Raw genomic sequence first — 19,071 nt, 5'->3', positions numbered from 1 at the left:
TCGGTACCGAACCTACGGAGTGCGGAGCGAGGCGGTCAACGAGTGCCGGACAGCCGGGACCCGCCGAAGACGACCAGGGCGAGCAGGAGGGCGGCGGCGCCCACGACGAGCAGGGCCGGGGAGAGGCCGGTGGTGGCGCCGGCGAGGGCGAGCACGATGAGCGGGCTGGCGAACTGGCCGATGAACAGGGCCGAGGTCCAGACGCCGGTGCCCCGGCCGCGCTGGGCGAACGTCAGGCCGCCCAGTGCCCGGGTGAGCAGTGCGGGCAGCAGCAGCCCGTTGCCGAGGCCGGTCACGACCGCGCCGAGCACCACGCCCGGCACCGAGGAGGCCAGCGCGAGGACGAGGATGCCGAGTCCGCAAAGGACGAACGCCGCGGGGATGGTGGCGGCGGGACCCAGCTTGGCGAGCCGGGGGAACAGGTACGCCGCGACGGCGGTGGCCAGCGAGCCGGCCGCGCTGACCAGGCCGACGGTCGCGGTGGCGGTGACGCCGATGCCGTCGAGCACGTACGACAGTTCGACGATGAGGACGTAGAAGACGAGGCCGCCGGCCAGGGTGACGGCGGCCGGTGCCCGGAAGGTGCGCCACGGCAGCGGGGGGAGCTTCTCGCGGGTCCGGGCCGGCGACGGCTGCCGGATGACCCGCGCGGCGGCGAACGCGAGCGGCAGGCTGACCGCGTAGAGCCAGAACGGCGTGCGCCAGCCCCAGGAACCCAACAGCCCGCCGGCGGCGAAGAAAACCGTTGCGGCGACGGTGGTGTAGACCGTCTGCAGCCCGAAGTACCGGTCCCGCTCGGCGCCGTGGAAGTAGTCGGCGAGCAAGGTCGTGCAGCACGTCATGATCGCGGCCTCGGTGAGCCCGACCAGCACGCGGCTCGCGACGATCAGCGGCAGGGACGGCAGCCACAGCGGCGCGGTCCCGACGAACGCGTACACGACGAGCGCTGCCACCAGCAGCCGCTTGCGGCCGAGCCGGTCGACGACGCGGCCGGCGATCGAGGCGGTGAGCCCGATGACCAGCGCGGGCACGGTCAGCACCAGCGGGGTGAGGGTGGCGACGCCGGGCGTGCCGGCGAACGCGTCCTGGATGCGGGGCAGGACCGGGGCGAGCAGCACCGCGCCGAGCACCGAAAGGCAGCTGGCCAGCAGCAGCACGACCGCCTGGGCGGGGCCGGCCCGGCGGCCGGTGGCGGGATCGGCGGTGGGCGGGGGCGCGGAGACGGACTGGTCGGCCTGATCGAACACGGGCAGCTCCGGGAGGCACCGAGCCGGTCTTCGGCGACCGGCGTGTGCGTCGAAGTGTCAGCCCCGGCGCGGAGATGCGGAAATCACTTCCGCCGAAGCGGCGCATCGACGCCGTCGATGCCGATCACCGCCGCCACCGTCCGCGTGACGACGTCCCGCAGGTAACGGTGCTCGGGGTCGTCGTCGTACATCGGGTGCCACCACATGGCTTCGACCAGCGGGGCCGCTTCGAACGGGCACGGCAGGGCGCGCACGCCGAGCTCGTCCGGGATCCGGTCGGCCAGGCGCCGCTGGAGCAGGGCGACCCGGTTCGTGCCCGCGACGAGCCCGGGCACCGTCAGGAACGTCTCGGTGACCACCTGGACGTGCGGCTCGATCCCGAGCATGCGCATCTGCCGCGCGGCGGGGGTGGACGCGGTGGGGCCGTGGTAGGTGACGACCCACGGCATCGTCTCCAGCTGCCCGACCGTCAGCGACTCCCCGACGCCGGTGTTGCCCGCGGCGACCAGGCACACCCATTCGTCGCGGTAGAGGTCCGCGTGCGGCAGGTCGTCGACGAACCCGTGCGGGATGACCAGCAGATCGGTGTGGACGAGTTCGTGCACGGCCGCGTCGACCATCTTCGGGGTGTTCGCGGGGAACCGCAGCCGCGTGCCCGGCGCTTCCCCGGCGAGCCGGGCGGCGATCCCCGGTCCGAGCACGGCGATCCCGTAGTCGCTCATCAGCATCGAGAACTCGCGGGTGGACGACGCGGGAGCGAAGTCGGGTTCGGCCGCGAAGACCCGCTCGGCGCCGGACAGGGCGACCCGCACGCGTTCCTTGAGCTGCACGGCCAGCGGCGTGAGCCGGTACTGGTTGCCGGCGCGGGTCAGCAGGTCGTCGTGGAAGTGCCGGCGCAGCCGGCCCAGCTGGGCGGACACCGCCGGCTGACCGAGTCCCATCCGCTCGGCCGCGCGCGTGACGCTGCGCTCCTGCAGCAGCGCGTCCAGTGCCACCAGCAGGTTCAGGTCCAACCGGGCGAGGTTCACAACCGGCCACACTATCAACGCCGCTGATACTGCACATTAACGATTTCGTCTTCCCTGATATCGCGCGGCCACCGACAGTGAAGGCGTGGACCGAACCGATCCCGAGGGCGCGATCGCCGCGGCGGCCGAGCGGTGCTCCAACTGGGGCCGCTGGGGTGCCGACGACGTCCTCGGCACCCTGAACTTCCTCGACGACGCCAAGCGCCGCGAAGGCGCCGCGCTCGTCCGGCGCGGCGCGAGTTTCTCGCTCGCGCAACGCTTTGACGCCGACGGGCCGCAGAACGGCTGGCGGCGGCGCACCAACCCGGTGCACACCATGCTCGACACCGGCACGGACGCCGAACGCGGCACGCAGGGCTTCCCGCACGGCATCGGCGGGGCCGACGACGTGGTGTCCATGCCGCTGCAGGCCTCGACCCAGTGGGACGGCCTCGGCCACATCTTCGACCACGGCCTCGCCTACAACGGCCGGCGCGCCGGGGACGTCGTGACCAGCGAGGGCGACCGCGTCACCGGCATCGAAACCACGGCCGGGCTGATCGCGGGCCGCGGGGTGCTCCTGGACGTGGGCCGGGTCTTCGGAACCGGCGGCGAGCTGCCCGACGGCTTCGCGATCACCGCGGACCACCTGGAGGCGACGATCGCCGCGCACGGCGACACCGCGCGCGTCGGCCGTGGCGACCTCCTGCTGGTGCGGACCGGGCGGCTCACCCGCGCCCGCCGGGAAGGCTGGGGCAGCTACGCCGGCGGGGACTCGCCCGGCCTGTCCTTCTCCACAGTGGACTGGCTGCACGGCACGGAGATCGCCGGCATCGCGACCGACACGTGGGGCGTCGAAGTCCGGCCCAACGAGTTCGACGACGCCTTCCAGCCGCTGCACCAGGTGGCCATCCCGCACCTCGGCCTGTTCCTCGGCGAGATGTGGGACCTCGACGCCCTCGCCGCCGACTGCGCGGCCGACGGCGTCCACGAGTTCTGGCTCACCGCCGCCCCGCTGCCGGTGACCGGTGCGGTCGGCGCACCGGTCGCACCCATCGCCGTCAAGTGAGGAGTTCCCCATGCCCGCGGTCACCAAGGTGCTGGTCGTCGGCGGCGGTCTCGCCGGCGCTGCCACCGCGATCCTGCTCGCGCGGGACGGCGTCGCCGTCGACCTCGTCGAGCTCAAGCCGGACGTCCCGGCCATCGGGTCGGGCATCACGCTGCAGGGCAACGCCTTGCGCGAACTGCGCCGGCTCGGGGTGTGGCCGCGCGCCGAGGCGGCCGGGTACCCCTTCGACTGCCTCGGCCTGCGCGCGCCGGACGGCACCGTGCTGGCCCGGATCCCCGACGTCCGCAGCGGCGGGGCGGACCTGCCCGCCTCGATGGGCATGCCCCGGCCGGCGCTGGCCCGGATCCTGCTGGACCGCGCCCGCGAGACCGGCGTGAAGATCCGCTTCGGCGACACGGTGGCCCGGCTCGGCCAGGACGGCTCCGGCGTCGAGGTCACCCTCGCCTCGGGGACGGCCGGCCGGTACGACCTCGTGGTCGGCGCCGACGGCATCCGCTCGGCGATCCGCGGGCTGATCGGCATCGACGTGACGCCCCGGCCGACCGGCATGGGGATCTGGCGCGCGTTCGGGCCGCGTCCGGCGTCGGTCACCCACACCGACCTGTGCTACGGCGGCCCGTCCTACATCGCCGGGTACACGCCGACCGGGGAAGACTCCCTCTACGCCTTCATCGTCGAGGACCTCCGGGACCACAGTGGACTGACGCCGGCGGAGCGGCTGGCCACCCTGTGCCGGCTCGCCGCCGCCTACCACGGGCCGTGGGACGAGATCCGGTCCACACTGGACGATCCGAGCCAGGTGAACTACACGCGGTTCGAGACGCACGTCGTGCCGGCGCCGTGGCACCGCGGGCGGGTCGTGCTCGTCGGCGACGCCGCGCATTCCTGCCCGCCGACCCTCGCCCAAGGCGGTGCCCAGGCCCTCGAAGACGCGGCGGTGCTGGCCGAGCTGCTGCTCACCCGCGACGGCGTCGACGACGACCTCTGGGCGGAGTTCACGGCCCGCCGCCACGACCGCGCGAAAACCGTGGTCGAGGCGTCCGACCAGCTCGGCCGGTGGCTGCTCGACCACGAGCAGGGCGACGTGCCCGGCCTGGTCCGCCGCATCGGCGACCTCGTGTCCCAGCCCGCCTGAAAGGGAAGAAACCGTGACCGACCGCCTGATCACCCATCTGCGGCACGTCGACCTCGCCGTGCCCGACCTCACGCGACAGCGGGACTTCTACACCGGCGCCTGGGGTCTCGCCGAGGAACACGCCGACACCGGCATCACCTTCCTCGCCGCCGAAGGCTCGCCGGAGCAGTACGTCGTCCGGCTGCGGCAGGCCGCGGACAAGCGGATCGACCTGATCGCCTTCGGCGTCGCGACGGCCGCCGACGTCGACACCCTGGCCGGCCGGCTGGCCGCGGCCGCGATCACGCTCGTGCAGGAGCCCCGCGCCCTGGACACGCCGGGCGGCGGGTACGGGTTCCGGTTCTTCGACAACGAAGGCCGCACGATCGAGATCAGCTCGGACGTCGCGACGCGAAGCCACCGCCGGATCGAGGAAGGCGAGTCCGTCCCGGTGCGGCTGTCCCATGTGGTCGTCAACTCCGCCGACCCCGAAGGCACGCGCGCCTTCTACGAACGCCACCTCGGCTTCCGCCTGTCCGACACGCTGATGCACCCGCGGATGGGAGAGATGATGTACTTCCTGCGGATCAACGCGTGGCACCACAGCCTGGCGATCGCCCGCGGCCCGCACCCGTCGCTGCACCACGCGTCGTTCGAGCTGCGCGGCCTCGACGAGTACATGCGCGGCACCGGGCGGCTGCTGCGCGCCGGTGCCGAGAAGATCTGGGGGCCGGGCCGGCACCTGGCCGGCCACAACACCTTCAGCTACTTCCTCGACCCGCACGGCAACACCGTCGAGTACACCACCGAGCTGGAGCTGGTCGACGAGGACAGCTGGCACCCGCAGCTGCACGACTTCTCCCGGCCGGAGGTGTCCGACCAGTGGGGCACCGCGAACGCGATGAACGAGTTCGTCGCGAAGAGGTCGTTCAACGACCCCGACAAGGGCCTCTTCGTGGCCCCGCCGGTCTGATGCGGCTCGCCACCTACGAACACCGCGGCGAAGTGCGCGCCGGCGTCGTCTCCGGTGCCGGCGTCCACGCCTTCCCGGCCGGGGTGACGGTCCTGGACCTGGTGCGGTCCGGCCTGCCTGCGGCCCTCGATGCCGATGTCCTCGGGGGACCGGCGGTGCCGCTGACCGAGGTGCGGCTGCTGCCGCCGCTCGAGCCGCCGTCCGTGCGGGACTTCGTCGCCTTCGAGGAGCACGTCGAGGGCATGGTCGCTCCCGGCCCGGTGCCGCCGGAATGGTACGAAGCGCCGACGTTCTACTTCACCAACCCGGCCGCGCTGGCCGGGGCGCACGACGACGTGCCGATCCCGCCCGGTTCGCGGTTGTTCGACTTCGAGCTGGAGGTCGCGGCCGTGCTGGGCCCGGACGGCATCTTCGGCTACACCATCTTCAACGACTGGTCCGCCCGCGACCTCCAGCGCCGCGAGATGAAGGTGGGGCTGGGGCCGGCGAAGGGCAAGGATTCGGTCACGACGCTCGGGCCGTGGCTCGTGACCGCGGACGAGTTCACTGTGGACGAGGACGGTTTCCTCGACCTGGACATGCGGGTGTCGGTCAACGGCGTCGAGATCGGGCACGACCGGCTGGCCAACATGGGGTGGCCGTTCGAGGAGCTCGCCGCCTACGCCGCCCGCGGCACCCGGGTCCGGCCCGGCGACGTGCTGGGCTCGGGCACCTGCGGCAACGGCGGCTGCCTCGCCGAGCTGTGGGGCCGCCGCGGCGCGCAGGACCCGCCGCCGCTGCGACCCGGTGACGTCGTCGAGATGACCGTGGAGGGTATCGGCAGCATCCGCAACACGGTCGTCGCCGGGACCGACCTGCCGCCGGTCCGCGCGGCCCGCGCCCGGGACCGGTCGAGGTGAGGGGCAAGGTCGTGCTGGTCACGGGCGCCGGGCAGGGCCTCGGCGCGGCGGTGGCCCGGCCGCGGCAACGCCGTGCACCCGGGTACGTCGACACCCCGATGACCGCGCACGGCGGCGTGAAGTCGATCAGCGAAGCAGCACGAACCTGAGAGGAACCCCGTGTTCGAGTACTTCCCCGGCAACTACGTCTGGAACCTCGGCGTCGTCGCCACCCTCAACAGCGGCGGCCTCATCGACGAGGTGGACCGCGCCTGCCGTCCGATCCGCGAGGCCGCCGCCCAGGGCGAGGACGCCGGCACCCCGGAGTTCCTGCGGGCGTGGACGGCACTGACCGACCAGCTCGCCGGCCAGGCCGAAGCGGCCGAGAAGGCCGGCCACACCCGCACCGCCGGGCAGCTCTACGCCCGCGCGACCAACTACCTGTGCCAGGCCGAGCGCCTGCAGAGCGCGTCCGCGCCCGGCCGGCTCGAAACCTACCGCCGCGTCCTGGAGCTGCAGGAGAAGGCCTTGGATCCCGCCGTGACCCGCGTGGCGGTTCCCTTCGAGGGCACGACGTTGCCCGCGTACTTCAGCTCGGCGGGGCGCGGGGCGCCGGTGATGATCATGTGGAACGGCCTGGACTCGACGAAGGAGCACATGTACTCGTCCGGGCACTGGGCCGAGCTCGCCGCCCGCGGCATCTCCTGCCTCATGGTCGACTGCCCCGGCTCGGGCGAGGCGCTGCGCCTGCAGGGGCTGACCGCGCGTGTGGAGACGGAAGGCTGGGCCACCGCGTGCGTGGACTACCTGGAAACCCGCGACGACGTCGACGCCGGCCGGATCGGGCTCGTCGGCTGGTCGTTGGGCGGGTACTACGCCCCGCGCGCGGCGGCGTTCGAGAAGCGCCTCGCGCTCGTGGTCGCGTGGGGCGCCAACCACGACTGGGGCGCGGTGCAACGCCGGCGTCTGGAGCGCGAAGGCGAACGCCCGGTGCCGCACTACTGGGAGCACGTGCTGTGGGTCTGGGGCCACGACGACCTCGAGACGTTCCCCGGCTTCGCCGACGCGGTGCACCTCGACGGCGTCGTCGAGCACATCACCGTGCCGTTCCTGGTCTGCCACGGCGAAAACGACCGTCAGATCCCCGTGCGCTACGCGCATCGCTCGTACGAACAGGCGGTCAACAGCCCGAACCGCCACCTACGGCTGTTCACCGCTCAGGAGGGCGCGACCGAGCACATCGGCCTCGACCACCTGTCCCACACCAGCACGTACATCGCCGACTGGGTCGCCGACACCCTGGCGAACTAGCGGCGCGCCCGCCCCGAGGAACACGGCGCGTCGCTCGGCTTCAAGCTCCGAAGATCGGGACCGAGGTGCAGGCGTTGCCGTTCACGCCCTTGAACTTGGTGAAGGAGCCGTTGCTGTTCTTCTTCCAGAAGGACACGCAGATCAGCGAGCCGTTCGGGAAGGATCGATTCACGGTGAAGGTGCGGTCGACCTCCTGATCGGTGGGGCCGGTTTGCTTGTATCCGTTGGGGCCGAAGACCTCGAAGAATCCCGTTGCGCCGGTCTCGCTGCGGTCTCGCCACGCGTAGACCTTCGAAACGGTGGTACCACCGCCCGTACTGCTGTTGCACAGTGCGTTCGCATAGCAGATGACCTCGGTGTCGGTGGTGCCGGCAACAGCCGGGCCGACGAGTGCGGAGGTGGCTGCGACGATGATCCCGGCGAGCGTCAGGCTGCGCTTGGCAGGCCGTGTTGTCACGGTTTCTCCTCTTCGGCAGTGGTCGGATCCGAAGCCGACACGGCCGACGGCGATCGCGGGTTGAGGGGGTGCGCGGGTCATCACCCGATCGGCGCAACGGGGTGGCGGCAGCCGTCAGAGGTCCAGGACGACGTCCTCCCGCGGCCGGGAGCAGCAGACGAGGGCTTCGTCCGGCGCCGGCGGCTCGAGCGGGTCGGGGTCGTACCGCACGTGGCCGGACAGCAGCGGGGTCACGCACGTGTGGCAGACGCCGGTGCGGCACGACCAGCGCGTCGGCACGTCGCACGCCTCGGCGAACTCGAGCAGGCTCGGGTAGCCGTCGCTCCAGGGCACCGTGAGCCCGCTGCGCGCGAACGTGACCGCCGGCCCCGTTCCCGCCGGCCCGGCCGGAGGATGCGGGGTCTTGCGGACGACGCCGGTGAGGCCCGGGTTGATCGCGGACACGCCGCCGAACAGTTCACTGTGGACACGGGTGGGATCGAAACCGAGGGACACCAGGGACTCCCGCATCGCCGTCATGAAGGCGTCCGGCCCGCACAGGTAGGCCGTGCCGTCGGCGGGAAGACGCAAAGCAGACAGTGTTTCGCGTGTCAGGCGACCGTTTTCCGCTGTGAGGTGGATGTGCTCGTGGCCGTGCGGAAGGCTCGCCAGCAGCCGGTGCGCTTCGCCGGCGAACGCGTGTCCGGCCGCGGTGCGCGTGGTGTGCAGCCACCAGACCTCCCGGGAAGTCCGGCTCGCGGCGAGCGCGTGCAGCATGGCCAGGACCGGCGTCACGCCGATGCCCGCGGACACCAGGACCACGGGCCGGTCGTCTTCGGTCAGGACGAAGGCGCCCCGGGGCGCCGCGACGTCCACGACCGCGCCGGCCGCCAGCTGCGTGTGGAGGTAGCTGCTGACCACTCCGTCCCGCTTGACACTGATCCGGTACTCGCGGTCCGACGGCGCCGCCGACAGCGAATAGCTGCGGACCGGCGCCGGGTCGCCGGCCCCGGGGACCCGCAGGGTGAGGTACTGGCCCGGTTCCGGCCGGGGGAGCGGCGCGCCGTCGTCGGCGGTCAGGTGGAGCGAGGCCACCGTCGTGCTCTCGGGGACCACTCGGGCGACGCGCAGCGGCCGGAATCCACTCCACCCGCGGGGTGCCGGTGGTGCCTCCGCGGCCAGCAGGTCCCGGAACGATCCCTGCCAGCCGGGACTGAGGGCGGGGATGTCGAGGGCCTTGCGCAGGGTGTCCCGGTCGCGGTCCGGCAGGTAGAGGAGCGCGTCGATGTCCGCGACGCTCAGCTCGTGCCGGCCGGTCCGGGTGCGGACGATCTCGTCGCCGGCCCGGACGTGGCCTTCGGTGATGACCCGCAGGTAGAAGCCGGGCCGGTGGTGCGCCACCAGCAGGGAGGGCATCCGCGGCTCGCCGAGGCGCATCCCGACGCGGAAGCACGTGACGCGCGGCTGGGTGACCTCGAACTCGGCCTCGCCGATGCGGTACCGGTCGCCGATGTGCACCTCGTCGTCGGGCAGGCCGTCGACGGTGAAGTTCTCGCCGAACTGGCCGTCTTCGAGATCGTCGCGGCCGAGGAACCGCCGCCAGTGTTCGTAGGACTGGCGCTGGTACACGAGCACCGCGCGGTTCTCGCCGCCGTGGCCGCCCAGGTCGCCCTGGCCGTCGCCGTCGATGTTGAGCCGGCGGACCAGGCGGCGTCCTTCGACCGGGTACTTGAAGATTCCCGTGTGGACGGTCCGGCCCTGCCAGGGCACGTCCTGGGGCAGTCCGACGTTCAGTGACACCAAGCGGGCCATGGTGGTCGTCTCCTTCAGTCCGCGGCGGTCCGGGTGCGCTGGTAGTGCCGCCGGGTTTGCTGTGGTCGACCAGGAATAGCCGGCACTCGGGGTTGGCGCACGGGCGCAGCCGGCCGGGGCTCGATTCGGCGAGCGCGTCCCAAGCCGGCACGGCCCGCGCGGCGGCGGACCGGCCGGGCGAGTGCTCGCCGCGCACGACGCCCTGCGGCACGGAACGCGCTTCGAGCAGGGCGCGGTGCTCGTCGTCGGTGGCCGGCTGCCCGTGGGTGGCGAGCCATTCCCGGGCCGTCCGTCACGGACCGGGGTGGTGTTGAGCAGGTCGAGCAGCAGCGTCTCGTGGGTCACCGCCAACCTCTGTCCAACTGTCAAACAGAGCTTAAACGGTTAGGGGACGTCATGGGACTGGCCTGGCAGCAAGGACCACTGGCGGTGGGGCACTTCCTGGTCGAGCAGCCGCTGCCCGAGCGGCTGCTGTCCGCCGAGCCGCTGCGCCGGCGGATGCGCGTGCAGTTCGGCGGCGAGTGGGTGGCCGCGTCGTCTGCCCTTACCAGGGGCTGGCCGGCTTGCACGAAGGGTTCCGGGTGGTCCAGCTGACCCCGCCGGGATCGGCCCGCTCCGGCGTCCAGGAGTGCCACCACCCCGGTGGGTGACGGCGGCTGTGCGGGTCAGCCGCTGACGTGCGCGGTGTTGTCGAGCCAGTCCCGGACGAGGTCGAGGTCGCCGTCGACGCTGATGCCGGTGGCTTCGGTGAGCGGGCGTCGGCGGGTCAAGACCATCAGCAGTGCTGGTGCCGGGCCGGTCACCGTCACGTCGGCCTGCCGCGTGGCCGGCTGCCACGCCGCCCCGTCCGGCCGCCGTTCGACGAACCAGGCGTCCGCGGTGTCGGTGGCCCGCCACTGCAGGGTCTGGCCGGTGCCCCGGAGGGCCTGGGCGGACTCGGGCCGCTGCGCCGTCCACGTGGGGGAGGTGAGCATCGTGAGGTGGTTGCCGATGAGGGCGGCGGCGGTGCCGGCGTCGACCTCGGCCGGTCGATCCGCTGCGCCGGCCGCGTCGAAGCCGTGGACGACCGCCTCGTTGAGCATGCTGGTCATCCAGAACCGCGTCCCGGCGCGCTCGTCGCCCGCGGCGTTGAACACCGGCGCGTCGAGCGCGTCATCGGAGCACGCGCTCGCGACGCGCTGGGCGGACCGCGACAGCCACGCCGGCCACTCGCGGGGGTCCGCGGGGAGCGCGACCAGCTCCGTGGGCAGCTGCGCGGGGTCGGTGACGCGCCGCTCGATGATCTCCGCGACCCAGTGCTGGGTCTGGCCCACGTGCTCGACCAGGTCGGCGACGGTCCATCCCGGGGCTGTCGGCACGGTGGCGCCGGGGCCGGCCTCGGCGGCCGATTCCGCCAGGCGCCGGGTGTGTTCGACGATCGCTCGGCGGGCGTGCTCGGCGGTCAATCCGGTCATGACGTGTCCTCTGCTCGGTGGGCCGGTGGTCGGTCCCTCCGGCTACGCGTCGAACGACGCCGGCCGGGATCGACACCCTTCCGGCCATCAGGGTCCACGGAGGAAGAGCGCTTCGGTCAGCGCCATGGCCGCGATCTCCTCCGGGGCGACGCTCTCGTTGGGCGCGTGGATGCGCGCCTGGGGTTCTTCGACGCCGATCAGCAGGATCTCGGCCTCGGGGTACGTCTCGGCCAGGACCGTGCACAGCGGGATCGACCCGCCCTGGCCGAGCTGCGTCATCGGGCGGCCGTACGCGCTCTGCATGGCGGCGGCCATTCGCCGGTAGGCCGGGCCGTCGGTGGCCATCCGGAACGGGTGACCGGTCGCCTCGACTTCGACCGACAGGCGCACGCCCCACGGTGCCGCCGCGAGCAGGTGCCCGGTCAGCGCGCGGGCCGCGTCGGGTGGCTCGACGCCGGGCGGGATCCGGAGGTTCAGCCGGGCCCGGGCGCGCGGGGTGACGGCCGCCGCGGACCCGAGGACCGGTGGGCAGTCGATGCCGAGCACCGTCAGCGCCGAGCGTGCCCACAGCGTGTCCGCCACTTGGCCGCTGCCGAGCAGGACGGCGCCGGGGGACAGGCCCGCGTCCGCGCGGAACTGCTCCGCCGGGTACGGGGCCCCGGCCCAGCGGCCGTCGTCGGGCAGGCCGTGGACGGTGGTGTTGCCCGCGTCGTCGCGGAGGGTGGCGAGCACCGAGACCAAGGCCGCCAGCGCGTCCGGGGCGGGGCCGCCGAACATGCCCGAGTGCAGCTCGGACGAGAGCGCCTCGACGGAGACGACGACGTTGACCATCCCGCGCAGGCTGACCGTGACGGCGGGCTGCCCGACCGCGGCGTTCCCGGTGTCGGCCACCAGGATCGTGTCGGCCCGCAGGAGGTCGGCGTGCTGGGGCACGAACGCCTCCAGGCCCCCGGTGCCCTGTTCCTCGGAGCCTTCGACGACCAGTTTGAGGTGGACGGGCAGGTCGTCGCCGAGCGCCCGCAGGGCGGTGAGGTGCATGAGGATGTTGCCCTTGCAGTCGGCCGCGCCGCGCCCGTACCAGCGACCGTCCACTTCGGTCAGCCGGAACGGCGGGGTCCGCCACTCGTCCACGTCGAGCGGTGGCTGGACGTCGTAGTGCGCGTACAGCAGCACGGTGGGCGCCCCGGCCCGGCGGCACGAGCGGGAACCGACCACCGCCTGGCTGCCGTCCGGGGTGTCGGCGAGGCGGGTGGCGAACCCGGTTTCGGCGAACGCGTCGGCCACCCAGCCGGCGGCCCGCCGGCACTCCGCCGGCGGGAACTGCCGCGGGTCCGCGACGGAGCGCATCGCGACGAGGGCCGCGAGTTCTTCGCGTGCCCGCGGCATGAGCTCGGCGACCCGGTTCCGGAGATCCACCGCGCTCACCCGCCCGTCCCGTCGGCGAAGCCCAGCCCGCCGACGTACTCCTGGAACCCGGCGAGCTTCGCCGGGCAGTAGACCTCGATGACGAGCAGTTGCGCGCGCACCACGGTGCCGGCCGCGAGGACCGGGCGCGTCCCGGGGCCGCCGGCGCCGTTGGCGATGCCGGTGTCGCTCGTCGCGCGGGCGAGCGCGGCGGCGGGGTCGACGCAGATCGCGCCGCCGTCCGTGCCGAGCAGCCGCACGAGCTGGTCCCGCGACGGCGTCCGCGCCCCCTCCTCGGTCAGCCGGGTGACGAGCCGGTCGGCTTTCGCCCCGGCTTCGGCGGTGACCCGCGCGGAGTGGAAGCGCAGGTACCCCGCCACGAGCAACGCGCCGAGGACGGCACCGACGGCGAGGTAGACCAGCATCCGCTGGGTCCGGGTCGATCGTTCGTCCACTGTGGTCACGACGCACTCACCTCCGGTTGCCGCCACGACGGTTTGCGCAGGCGGTAGAACAGGAACGGCACCACCAGGCCGAGGCCGAGCGCCCCGCCCGCGACGATCCCGAGGTACACCCACGGGTTGCCCGAACCGAACTGCGACGGCGGGACGAACCCGACCAGCAGCGCGGCCAGCGACGCGCAGAACCCGACCCCGCACAGCCCGAGCAGCATCGGGGCGCGGTAGCCGCGCGGGTGGCGGGGGTGCTTGCGCCGCAACCGCACCGCCGCGACGAACATCAGCAGGTACATGATCAGGTACACCTGGGTGGTGATCACCGAGAAGATCCAGTACGCGCTCGAGACGTCCGGGATGAACGCGTAGCACAGGGCGATCAGCGTGGTGATCGCGCCCTGGGCGACGAGGATGTTGCGCTGCACGCCCTGTTTGTTGAGCCGCTGCAGGAACGGCGGCAGGTAGCCCTCCTGCCGGGAGATCAGGAGCAGGCCCTTCGACGGGCCGGCCAGCCAGGTCAGCATCCCGCCGAGCGAGGCCAGGACCAGCATGACGCCGATCAGCGGCGTCAGCCACTGGATGCCGAAGTTGGCGAAGACCGCGTCGAAGGCCTGCATCACCCCCGCCGTGAGCGAGAGCTGATCGGCCGGGATGACCCAGCTGATCGCGAGCGCGGGGAGGACGAAGATGAGCAGCACCAGCCCCATCGCCAGGAACATCGCCCGCGGGAACTCTCTGCCCGGCTTGCGCAGCGACGAGACGTGCACCGCGTTCATCTCCATGCCGGAGTAGGACAGGAAGTTGTTCACGATCAGCACCAGGCTCGCCAGCCCCGCCCACGCGGGCAGCAGGTGGTCCGCCGACATCGGCGCCGCGGACGGGTGCCCCTGGGCCAGGAACACGATGCCGAGGACCACCAGCAGTGCGCCGGGCAGCAGCGTCCCGATGACGAGCCCGCCGCCGGCGAGCCCGGCCACGCCCTTCGTGCCGCGCGAGGAGATCCAGACCCCCGACCAGTACGCGACGACGATGACGCCGGCCGTCCACCACCCGCTGGTCGCCAGGCTCGGGTCGAAGACGTACGCGAGCGTGCTCGCGACGTAGCCGAGCAGGCTGGGGTAGTAGAAGATCGTCATCGCGAACTGGCACCAGACGGCCAGGAACCCCATCGGCTTGGAGATCCCGAGCGCCACCCAGTTGTAGACCCCGCCCGGCCAGCCCGACGCCAGCTCGGCCGAGACCAGCGACGTCGGCAGCAGGAACACGATCGCCGGGACGACGTAGAGGAAGACGGCCGCGAGGCCGTACACGGCCATCGTCGGCGACGGGCGCAGGCTCGCGACGGAACTGGTCGTCATGAGCGCGAGGGCGACCCAGGAGATCCACGCCGCGGCGGGTGGCCGTGCGCGCCGCGTGCCCTCGGCGGGCGGTGGGGGAGACCCCGCCGGCTCCGTGCTCGGGCTGGGTCGGTTGGTGGTGGTCATGGCTGTCGGCCTCCCGGGCTCGCCTCGACGGGTGCCTCATCGTGTGCCGCGGGAGTCCCGGCCGGGTCACCCGTGGCGGGCGAGACCGGTTCCTCAGCCGAGCGCGGCATCGAGCGTGACCGCGGCGTCGATGAGGGCGAGGTGGGTGAAGGCCTGCGGGAAGTTGCCGAGCTGCTCCCCGGTCGGCGCGATTTCCTCCGCGTAGAGGCCGACGTGGTTGGCGTAGGTCAGCATCTTCTCGAACGCCGAGCGGGCCTCCTCGAGCCGGCCGGCGCGGGCGAGTGCGTCGACGTAGGCGAAGCTGCACAAGGAAAACGTGCCCTCGTCGCCGGCGAGCCCGTCGGGGGACGCCTCGATGTCGTAGCGGTAGACCAGGCTGTCGGTCACCAAGCCGGTCCCGATCGCGTCGAGCGTCGAGAGCCACAACGGGTCGGTGGCCGGGAGGAAACCGGTGCGGGGCATGCGAAGCAGCGACGCGTCGAGCTCTTCGCCCGTGTAGTGCTGGACGAAGGCGTTGCGCGTCCGGTGCCAGCCCCGGCTGAGGACCTGGCCATGGATGCTGTCGCGCTGCCAGGTCCAGTCCTCGACGGGCGCCGGACGGCCGTGGGCGGCCGCGAGGCGGATGCCGCGGTCGAACGCGACCCAGCTCATCAGGCGGCCGTAGGTGAAGGACTTGCGGCCGCCCCGGGTCTCCCAGATGCCTTCTTCGGCCTGGTCCCAGTGTTCGCTGAGCCAGTCCAGCGCCGTGCGGAGGGCGGTCCAGCCCTGGTGGGACAGCTCGAACCCCGCGCGGTCGGCGGCGAAGACGCTGTCGAGGGCTTCGCCGTAGATGTCGAGCTGCAGCTGCCCGGCGGCGTCGTTGCCGATCCGGACCGGGCTCGAGCCGCGGTAGCCGGTCCAGTGCTCCAGGCTCTCCTCTTGCAGGTCCGAGGTACCGTCCACGCGGTACAGCACGGCGAGCGGGCCGCCGGGCCCGCCCGCGCCTTCCCGGATGCGATCGCCGAGCCAGCCGCCGAACCCGGCGGCCTCTTCCGCGAACCCGAGCGCCAGCAACGCCGAAACCGAGAACGACGCGTCGCGGACCCAGGTGTAGCGGTAGTCCCAGTTGCGCTCCCCGCCGAGCTGCTCGGGCAGGCCGAGGGTGGGCGCGGCGACCAGCCCGCCGGTCGGTGCGTAGGTCAGCAGCTTGAGGGTGATCGCCGAGCGGGCCACGATCTCCCGCCAGCGTCCCCGGTAGGTGGAGCGGGCCAGCCACGCGCGCCACCACTCCACAGTGGACCGCAGCAGTTCCTCGAACTCCGCGACGCGCAGCTCGCGCGGCGGCTCCGCGGCGTCGGTCTCCAGCACGACCCCGCGCACCTGGCCCGCGGTGAGCGTGAGCCGCAGGTGCACGTCCTCGCCCTCGACGCGCGCTTCGGCGAGGTGCTCGTCGCCGGGCTCGCGCACCGCGTGCAGCACGAGCGACGCCCCGGGCGCGGTGAACACGGCTCCGTTCTTCATCAGCAGCGCCCGGTGCGGGCGGCGGCCGTAGTCGAACCGGGGCGCGACCACCACGTCGAACGTCATCCGGCCGCGGACGCAGCGCACGAGGCGCGCGATCCGGTGCCGCGTGGTGGCGGTGGTACCGCAGGGCGGCATGAAGTCGACCACCTCGCCGATGCCGTCCGGGCCGGCGAACCGGGTGATCACCACCGCGGTGTCCGGGTGGTACATCTGCGAGCTCGCGCAGGCGCCGGCCGGGCGGATGCGGAACCGGCCCCCGCGCTCGTCGTCGAGCAGGGCGCCGAAGACCGATGGCGCGTCGAAGCGGGGGGAGCAGAACCAGTCGATCGACCCGTCGGTCGTGACCAGTGCGGCGGTCTGCAGGTCGCCGATCAGCGCGTGCTCGGCGATCGTCGTCTCGGTCATGGCTCCTCCAGGGGCGGGATCGGGTCGTCTGCACCGTCGCCGGAGCGGGCCGGGGCTGCCTCATCCACGGCAGGTGAGGTGGCCCGGCCCCGACCGGGCCACCGTGTGCGGCACCCGATGAGGAAGGCCCGCCGATGATCGTGCTGCCCCTGGCCCTCGCCCAGTTCGTCGCGAGCTACGCGGCGACCACCATGACCGTGGCCGTCAGCGACATCGCCGCGGACCTCGGCACGACCGTGATCGGCGTGCAGACGGCGATCACGGTGTTCACCCTCACCATGGCGTCGCTCATGGTGCCGGGCAGCAAGCTGAGCGACCTGCTGGGCCGCAAGCGCTGCTTCCTGGCCGGGCTGGCCGTCTACGGCGCCGGCGCGCTGCTGGCGTCGCTCGTGCCCGGTCCGGGCCTGCTGATCTTCGGCTATTCGCTGCTGGAAGGCATCGGGTCGGCGCTGATGATCCCACCGATCTACATCCTGGTCACCGTGACCAGCCCGGACCTGACGAGCCGGGCCCGCGCCTTCGGCATCGTCAGCGGGGCGGGCGCGCTCGGGGCCGCGGCCGGGCCGCTGCTCGGCGGCCTGGTCACGACCTGGCTCGGCTGGCGCGCGTCCTTCCTCCTGCAGGTGCTCCTGGTCGGCCTGATCGTCGTGCTGGCGGTGCGGGTCACCGAGCCGCCCGCACCGCCCCGGGAGAAGCACTTCGACGTCGCCGGGGCCGTCCTTTCGGCGGCCGGCCTGTTCTTCGTCGTGTTCGGCGTGCTGCAGGCAGGCACCTACGGCTGGCTGGTCTCACGCGCGGACTTCGCCGTCGGCGGGGTGGTCCTGCTGCGGTCCGGCGGGATCTCGCCGGTGTGGCTGTTCGCCGCGATCGGCGCCGGGTTTCTCGTGGTGTTCTTCCGGCACGTCCGCGCGCGCGAGCGGAAGGGCCGGGAGCCGCTGGTCCCGGCCGGTCTCTTCGGCGACCGCGTCACCGGGCTCGGGCTGGCGACCCAGCACGTCCAGTGGCTCGTCCTGCAGGGCTCGTTCTTCGTGGTGGCGGTCTTCCTGCAGGAGGTCCGCGGCTACGACGCGATCGAGACGGGGTTGATGCTGACCCCCGCGACGATCGGCATCCTGGGCGCCTCGGCGGCCGCGGGACGGCTGGCGAGGCGGCACTCCCAGCGCGGGCTCGTCCGCGCGGGGTTCGTCCTCGCCATCGCCGGCCTGGTCCTCGTGCTCCTGCTGGTGCGGGCCGATTCCGGCGTGGCGAGTGCTGTGCCGGGGCTGTTCCTGCTCGGCGCCGGCGTCGGGATCATGCTGACGGCGTCGGTGAACCTGGTCCAGTCCCGGTTCCCGGACTCCGCGCAGGGCGACATCTCGGGAGTGTCGCGCAGCGCGTCCAACCTCGGCTCGTCGGTGGGGACGGCGCTGGCCGGTTCCGTCCTGGCCGGGACGCCGCACCTCGGCGGCCGGTCCTTCGCGCTGGCCCTCGCGACCCTGGGTGTCGTGGCGGTGGCCGGTCTGGTCGCCGCCCTGCTGCTGCCGGCGGCGGACTGATCCGTCCGTCGTGGACGCGCGCCGGTGCCGCACCGCGGTCAGGATCACGCGCAGCACCACCCCCAGCACGATCAGGTCCGCGACCATCTGGACGGTCACCAGTACCCGGGCGGCGGTGGAAACCGCGGTGATGTCGCCGAAGCCCACCGTGCTGAAGACCGTGACGGTGAAGTACAGCGCGTCGGTCCGCGTAAGGCCGGAGCCGAAGGCGCCCGGGCGGTCGTGGCCCAGCACGTAGTAGGCGTCGGCGAACAGCAGCAGGAACAGCGGGACGATCAGGGCGAGTGCCTGGACCCCCTGCCCGGCCGGGAAGGGCGAGCGCAGGATCATCCGCACTTCGCCGACGACGAGCAGCACCACGACGGCGAGCCCGGCGGTGAAGGCGACCGCCGTCCACGGCCGCAGGCCCTGGTCGACCGGGAGCAGGTAGTAGAGGCAGACCAGCGCGGTGACCGTGAGCAGCGGCCGGAGCACCGCGAGGTGGACGAACCGCCACCGGCGCGCGGCGCTCAACGCGCGAGGGCCTTCTGCTTGAGCGCCTCGTATTCCCGGTCGTCGATGACGCCCTCCTCGAGCAGCCGCCGGGCCTCGGCGATCTGCGCCGCCCCGTTGTCCGAATTGGACACTGTGGACACCGAGCGCACGTAGCCGTCGAACCGCTGCCGCGCGGCCGTTTCCCGGGCCCGCTGCCGCTCGACGAGGTGCCTGCCCTGGGTGCCCAGGTACAGCAGCACACCGATGATCGGCAGGAAGATCACCAGCACCGTCCAGCCCGCCTTGGCCCACCCGGACACGTCGCCGCGGCGGTACAGGTCGCCCAGGGCCACGAACAGCAGCCAGAACCAGGCGATCCAGCAGAAGAACACCAGCATCGTCCACATGAGGTTCAAGAACGGGTATTGCGCGTCAGCCAGGGCCATGACATCTCCTCAACCGGGATCGGGGGCCGGGCACGCTGCGGCGTGCCCGGCCCACTCGACACCC

At 72.8% G+C, this 19,071-nt stretch carries 18 protein-coding genes and 1 pseudogene; 8 read left to right on the top strand and 11 right to left on the bottom strand.

What is annotated here, in order from left to right:
* Nucleotides 1–35 precede the first annotated feature (35 nt).
* Both QRY02_RS17050 and QRY02_RS17045 read right to left on the bottom strand, forming a co-directional pair.
* On the bottom strand, nucleotides 36–1,247 hold the full coding sequence (locus tag QRY02_RS17050; protein ID WP_285992510.1) for an MFS transporter: 1,212 nt from the start codon (nucleotides 1,245–1,247) through the stop codon (nucleotides 36–38).
* 83 nt (nucleotides 1,248–1,330) lie between these two features.
* On the bottom strand, nucleotides 1,331–2,275 hold the full coding sequence (locus tag QRY02_RS17045) for a LysR family transcriptional regulator (RefSeq protein ID WP_285992509.1): 945 nt from the start codon (nucleotides 2,273–2,275) through the stop codon (nucleotides 1,331–1,333).
* Nucleotides 2,276–2,360: 85 nt separating this feature from the next.
* Between QRY02_RS17045 and QRY02_RS17040 the strand changes: the two genes are divergently transcribed.
* From QRY02_RS17040 to QRY02_RS17015, 6 genes are read left to right on the top strand one after another with little or no spacing between them, the layout of a single operon-like run.
* Nucleotides 2,361–3,323 carry a cyclase family protein gene (locus QRY02_RS17040; protein ID WP_285992508.1) on the top strand — a complete coding sequence of 321 codons (963 nt, stop codon included), beginning with the start codon at nucleotides 2,361–2,363 and terminating at the stop codon, nucleotides 3,321–3,323.
* 10 nt (nucleotides 3,324–3,333) lie between these two features.
* The gene (locus tag QRY02_RS17035; RefSeq protein WP_285992507.1) at nucleotides 3,334–4,458 is read left to right on the top strand and encodes an FAD-dependent oxidoreductase; all 1,125 of its coding nucleotides are present in this window, start codon (nucleotides 3,334–3,336) and stop codon (nucleotides 4,456–4,458) included.
* Nucleotides 4,459–4,471: 13 nt separating this feature from the next.
* The gene (locus QRY02_RS17030; protein WP_285992506.1) at nucleotides 4,472–5,410 is read left to right on the top strand and encodes a VOC family protein; all 939 of its coding nucleotides are present in this window, start codon (nucleotides 4,472–4,474) and stop codon (nucleotides 5,408–5,410) included.
* Nucleotides 5,410–6,309 (top strand): fumarylacetoacetate hydrolase family protein, encoded by a 900-nt coding sequence (locus tag QRY02_RS17025; RefSeq protein WP_285992505.1) that lies wholly within the window; start codon nucleotides 5,410–5,412, stop codon nucleotides 6,307–6,309. The genes QRY02_RS17030 and QRY02_RS17025 overlap by 1 nt, the downstream gene beginning before the upstream one ends.
* Nucleotides 6,306–6,458 carry a hypothetical protein gene (locus QRY02_RS17020; RefSeq protein WP_285992504.1) on the top strand — a complete coding sequence of 51 codons (153 nt, stop codon included), beginning with the start codon at nucleotides 6,306–6,308 and terminating at the stop codon, nucleotides 6,456–6,458. Before QRY02_RS17025 ends, QRY02_RS17020 begins: the two co-directional genes overlap by 4 nt.
* A gap of 10 nt (nucleotides 6,459–6,468) precedes the next feature.
* Nucleotides 6,469–7,599 carry an alpha/beta hydrolase family protein gene (locus QRY02_RS17015; RefSeq protein ID WP_285992503.1) on the top strand — a complete coding sequence of 377 codons (1,131 nt, stop codon included), beginning with the start codon at nucleotides 6,469–6,471 and terminating at the stop codon, nucleotides 7,597–7,599.
* A 40-nt stretch (nucleotides 7,600–7,639) separates the two neighbouring features.
* Here the strand turns inward: QRY02_RS17015 and QRY02_RS17010 are convergent, their stop codons facing one another.
* On the bottom strand, nucleotides 7,640–8,056 hold the full coding sequence (locus tag QRY02_RS17010) for a hypothetical protein (protein ID WP_285992502.1): 417 nt from the start codon (nucleotides 8,054–8,056) through the stop codon (nucleotides 7,640–7,642).
* Nucleotides 8,057–8,170: 114 nt separating this feature from the next.
* Complete coding sequence (locus QRY02_RS17005; protein WP_285992501.1) at nucleotides 8,171–9,847, bottom strand: MOSC and FAD-binding oxidoreductase domain-containing protein; 1,677 nt, start codon at nucleotides 9,845–9,847, stop codon at nucleotides 8,171–8,173.
* Between the two features lie 396 nt (nucleotides 9,848–10,243).
* Between QRY02_RS17005 and QRY02_RS17000 the strand changes: the two genes are divergently transcribed.
* On the top strand, nucleotides 10,244–10,441 hold the full coding sequence (locus QRY02_RS17000; protein ID WP_285992500.1) for a hypothetical protein: 198 nt from the start codon (nucleotides 10,244–10,246) through the stop codon (nucleotides 10,439–10,441).
* A 71-nt stretch (nucleotides 10,442–10,512) separates the two neighbouring features.
* Here the strand turns inward: QRY02_RS17000 and QRY02_RS16995 are convergent, their stop codons facing one another.
* The 5 genes from QRY02_RS16995 to QRY02_RS16975 form a co-directional block, all read right to left on the bottom strand.
* Nucleotides 10,513–11,301, bottom strand: a complete 789-nt coding sequence (locus QRY02_RS16995) for a maleylpyruvate isomerase family mycothiol-dependent enzyme (RefSeq protein ID WP_285992499.1) — start codon at nucleotides 11,299–11,301, stop codon at nucleotides 10,513–10,515.
* Nucleotides 11,302–11,388: 87 nt separating this feature from the next.
* The gene (locus tag QRY02_RS16990; protein WP_285992498.1) at nucleotides 11,389–12,726 is read right to left on the bottom strand and encodes a dipeptidase; all 1,338 of its coding nucleotides are present in this window, start codon (nucleotides 12,724–12,726) and stop codon (nucleotides 11,389–11,391) included.
* On the bottom strand, nucleotides 12,723–13,169 hold the full coding sequence (locus tag QRY02_RS16985) for a hypothetical protein (protein ID WP_285992497.1): 447 nt from the start codon (nucleotides 13,167–13,169) through the stop codon (nucleotides 12,723–12,725). The genes QRY02_RS16990 and QRY02_RS16985 overlap by 4 nt, the downstream gene beginning before the upstream one ends.
* Nucleotides 13,166–14,644, bottom strand: coding sequence for a glutamate/gamma-aminobutyrate antiporter GadC (gadC, locus tag QRY02_RS16980; RefSeq protein WP_285992496.1), 1,479 nt, complete (start codon nucleotides 14,642–14,644; stop codon nucleotides 13,166–13,168). The genes QRY02_RS16985 and gadC overlap by 4 nt, the downstream gene beginning before the upstream one ends.
* 93 nt (nucleotides 14,645–14,737) lie before the next feature.
* A complete protein-coding gene (locus QRY02_RS16975) occupies nucleotides 14,738–16,552 on the bottom strand; it encodes a glycoside hydrolase family 15 protein (protein ID WP_285992495.1) in 1,815 nt (604 codons plus the stop codon).
* A gap of 134 nt (nucleotides 16,553–16,686) precedes the next feature.
* Between QRY02_RS16975 and QRY02_RS16970 the strand changes: the two genes are divergently transcribed.
* A complete protein-coding gene (locus QRY02_RS16970) occupies nucleotides 16,687–18,087 on the top strand; it encodes an MFS transporter (protein WP_285992494.1) in 1,401 nt (466 codons plus the stop codon).
* A gap of 90 nt (nucleotides 18,088–18,177) precedes the next feature.
* Here the strand turns inward: QRY02_RS16970 and QRY02_RS16965 are convergent.
* Both QRY02_RS16965 and QRY02_RS16960 read right to left on the bottom strand, forming a co-directional pair.
* Nucleotides 18,178–18,417 (bottom strand): annotated as a pseudogene (locus QRY02_RS16965) (ion channel); the annotation flags it as partial.
* Nucleotides 18,418–18,596: 179 nt separating this feature from the next.
* The gene (locus QRY02_RS16960) at nucleotides 18,597–19,007 is read right to left on the bottom strand and encodes an SHOCT domain-containing protein (protein ID WP_285992493.1); all 411 of its coding nucleotides are present in this window, start codon (nucleotides 19,005–19,007) and stop codon (nucleotides 18,597–18,599) included.
* Nucleotides 19,008–19,071 lie beyond the last annotated feature (64 nt).

This window comes from Amycolatopsis sp. DG1A-15b (assembly GCF_030285645.1).
In the GTDB taxonomy this organism is placed as follows: domain Bacteria; phylum Actinomycetota; class Actinomycetes; order Mycobacteriales; family Pseudonocardiaceae; genus Amycolatopsis.
The sequence above is the reverse complement of the archived record's forward strand: the minus strand, read 5'-3'. Positions and strand labels throughout refer to the sequence as shown.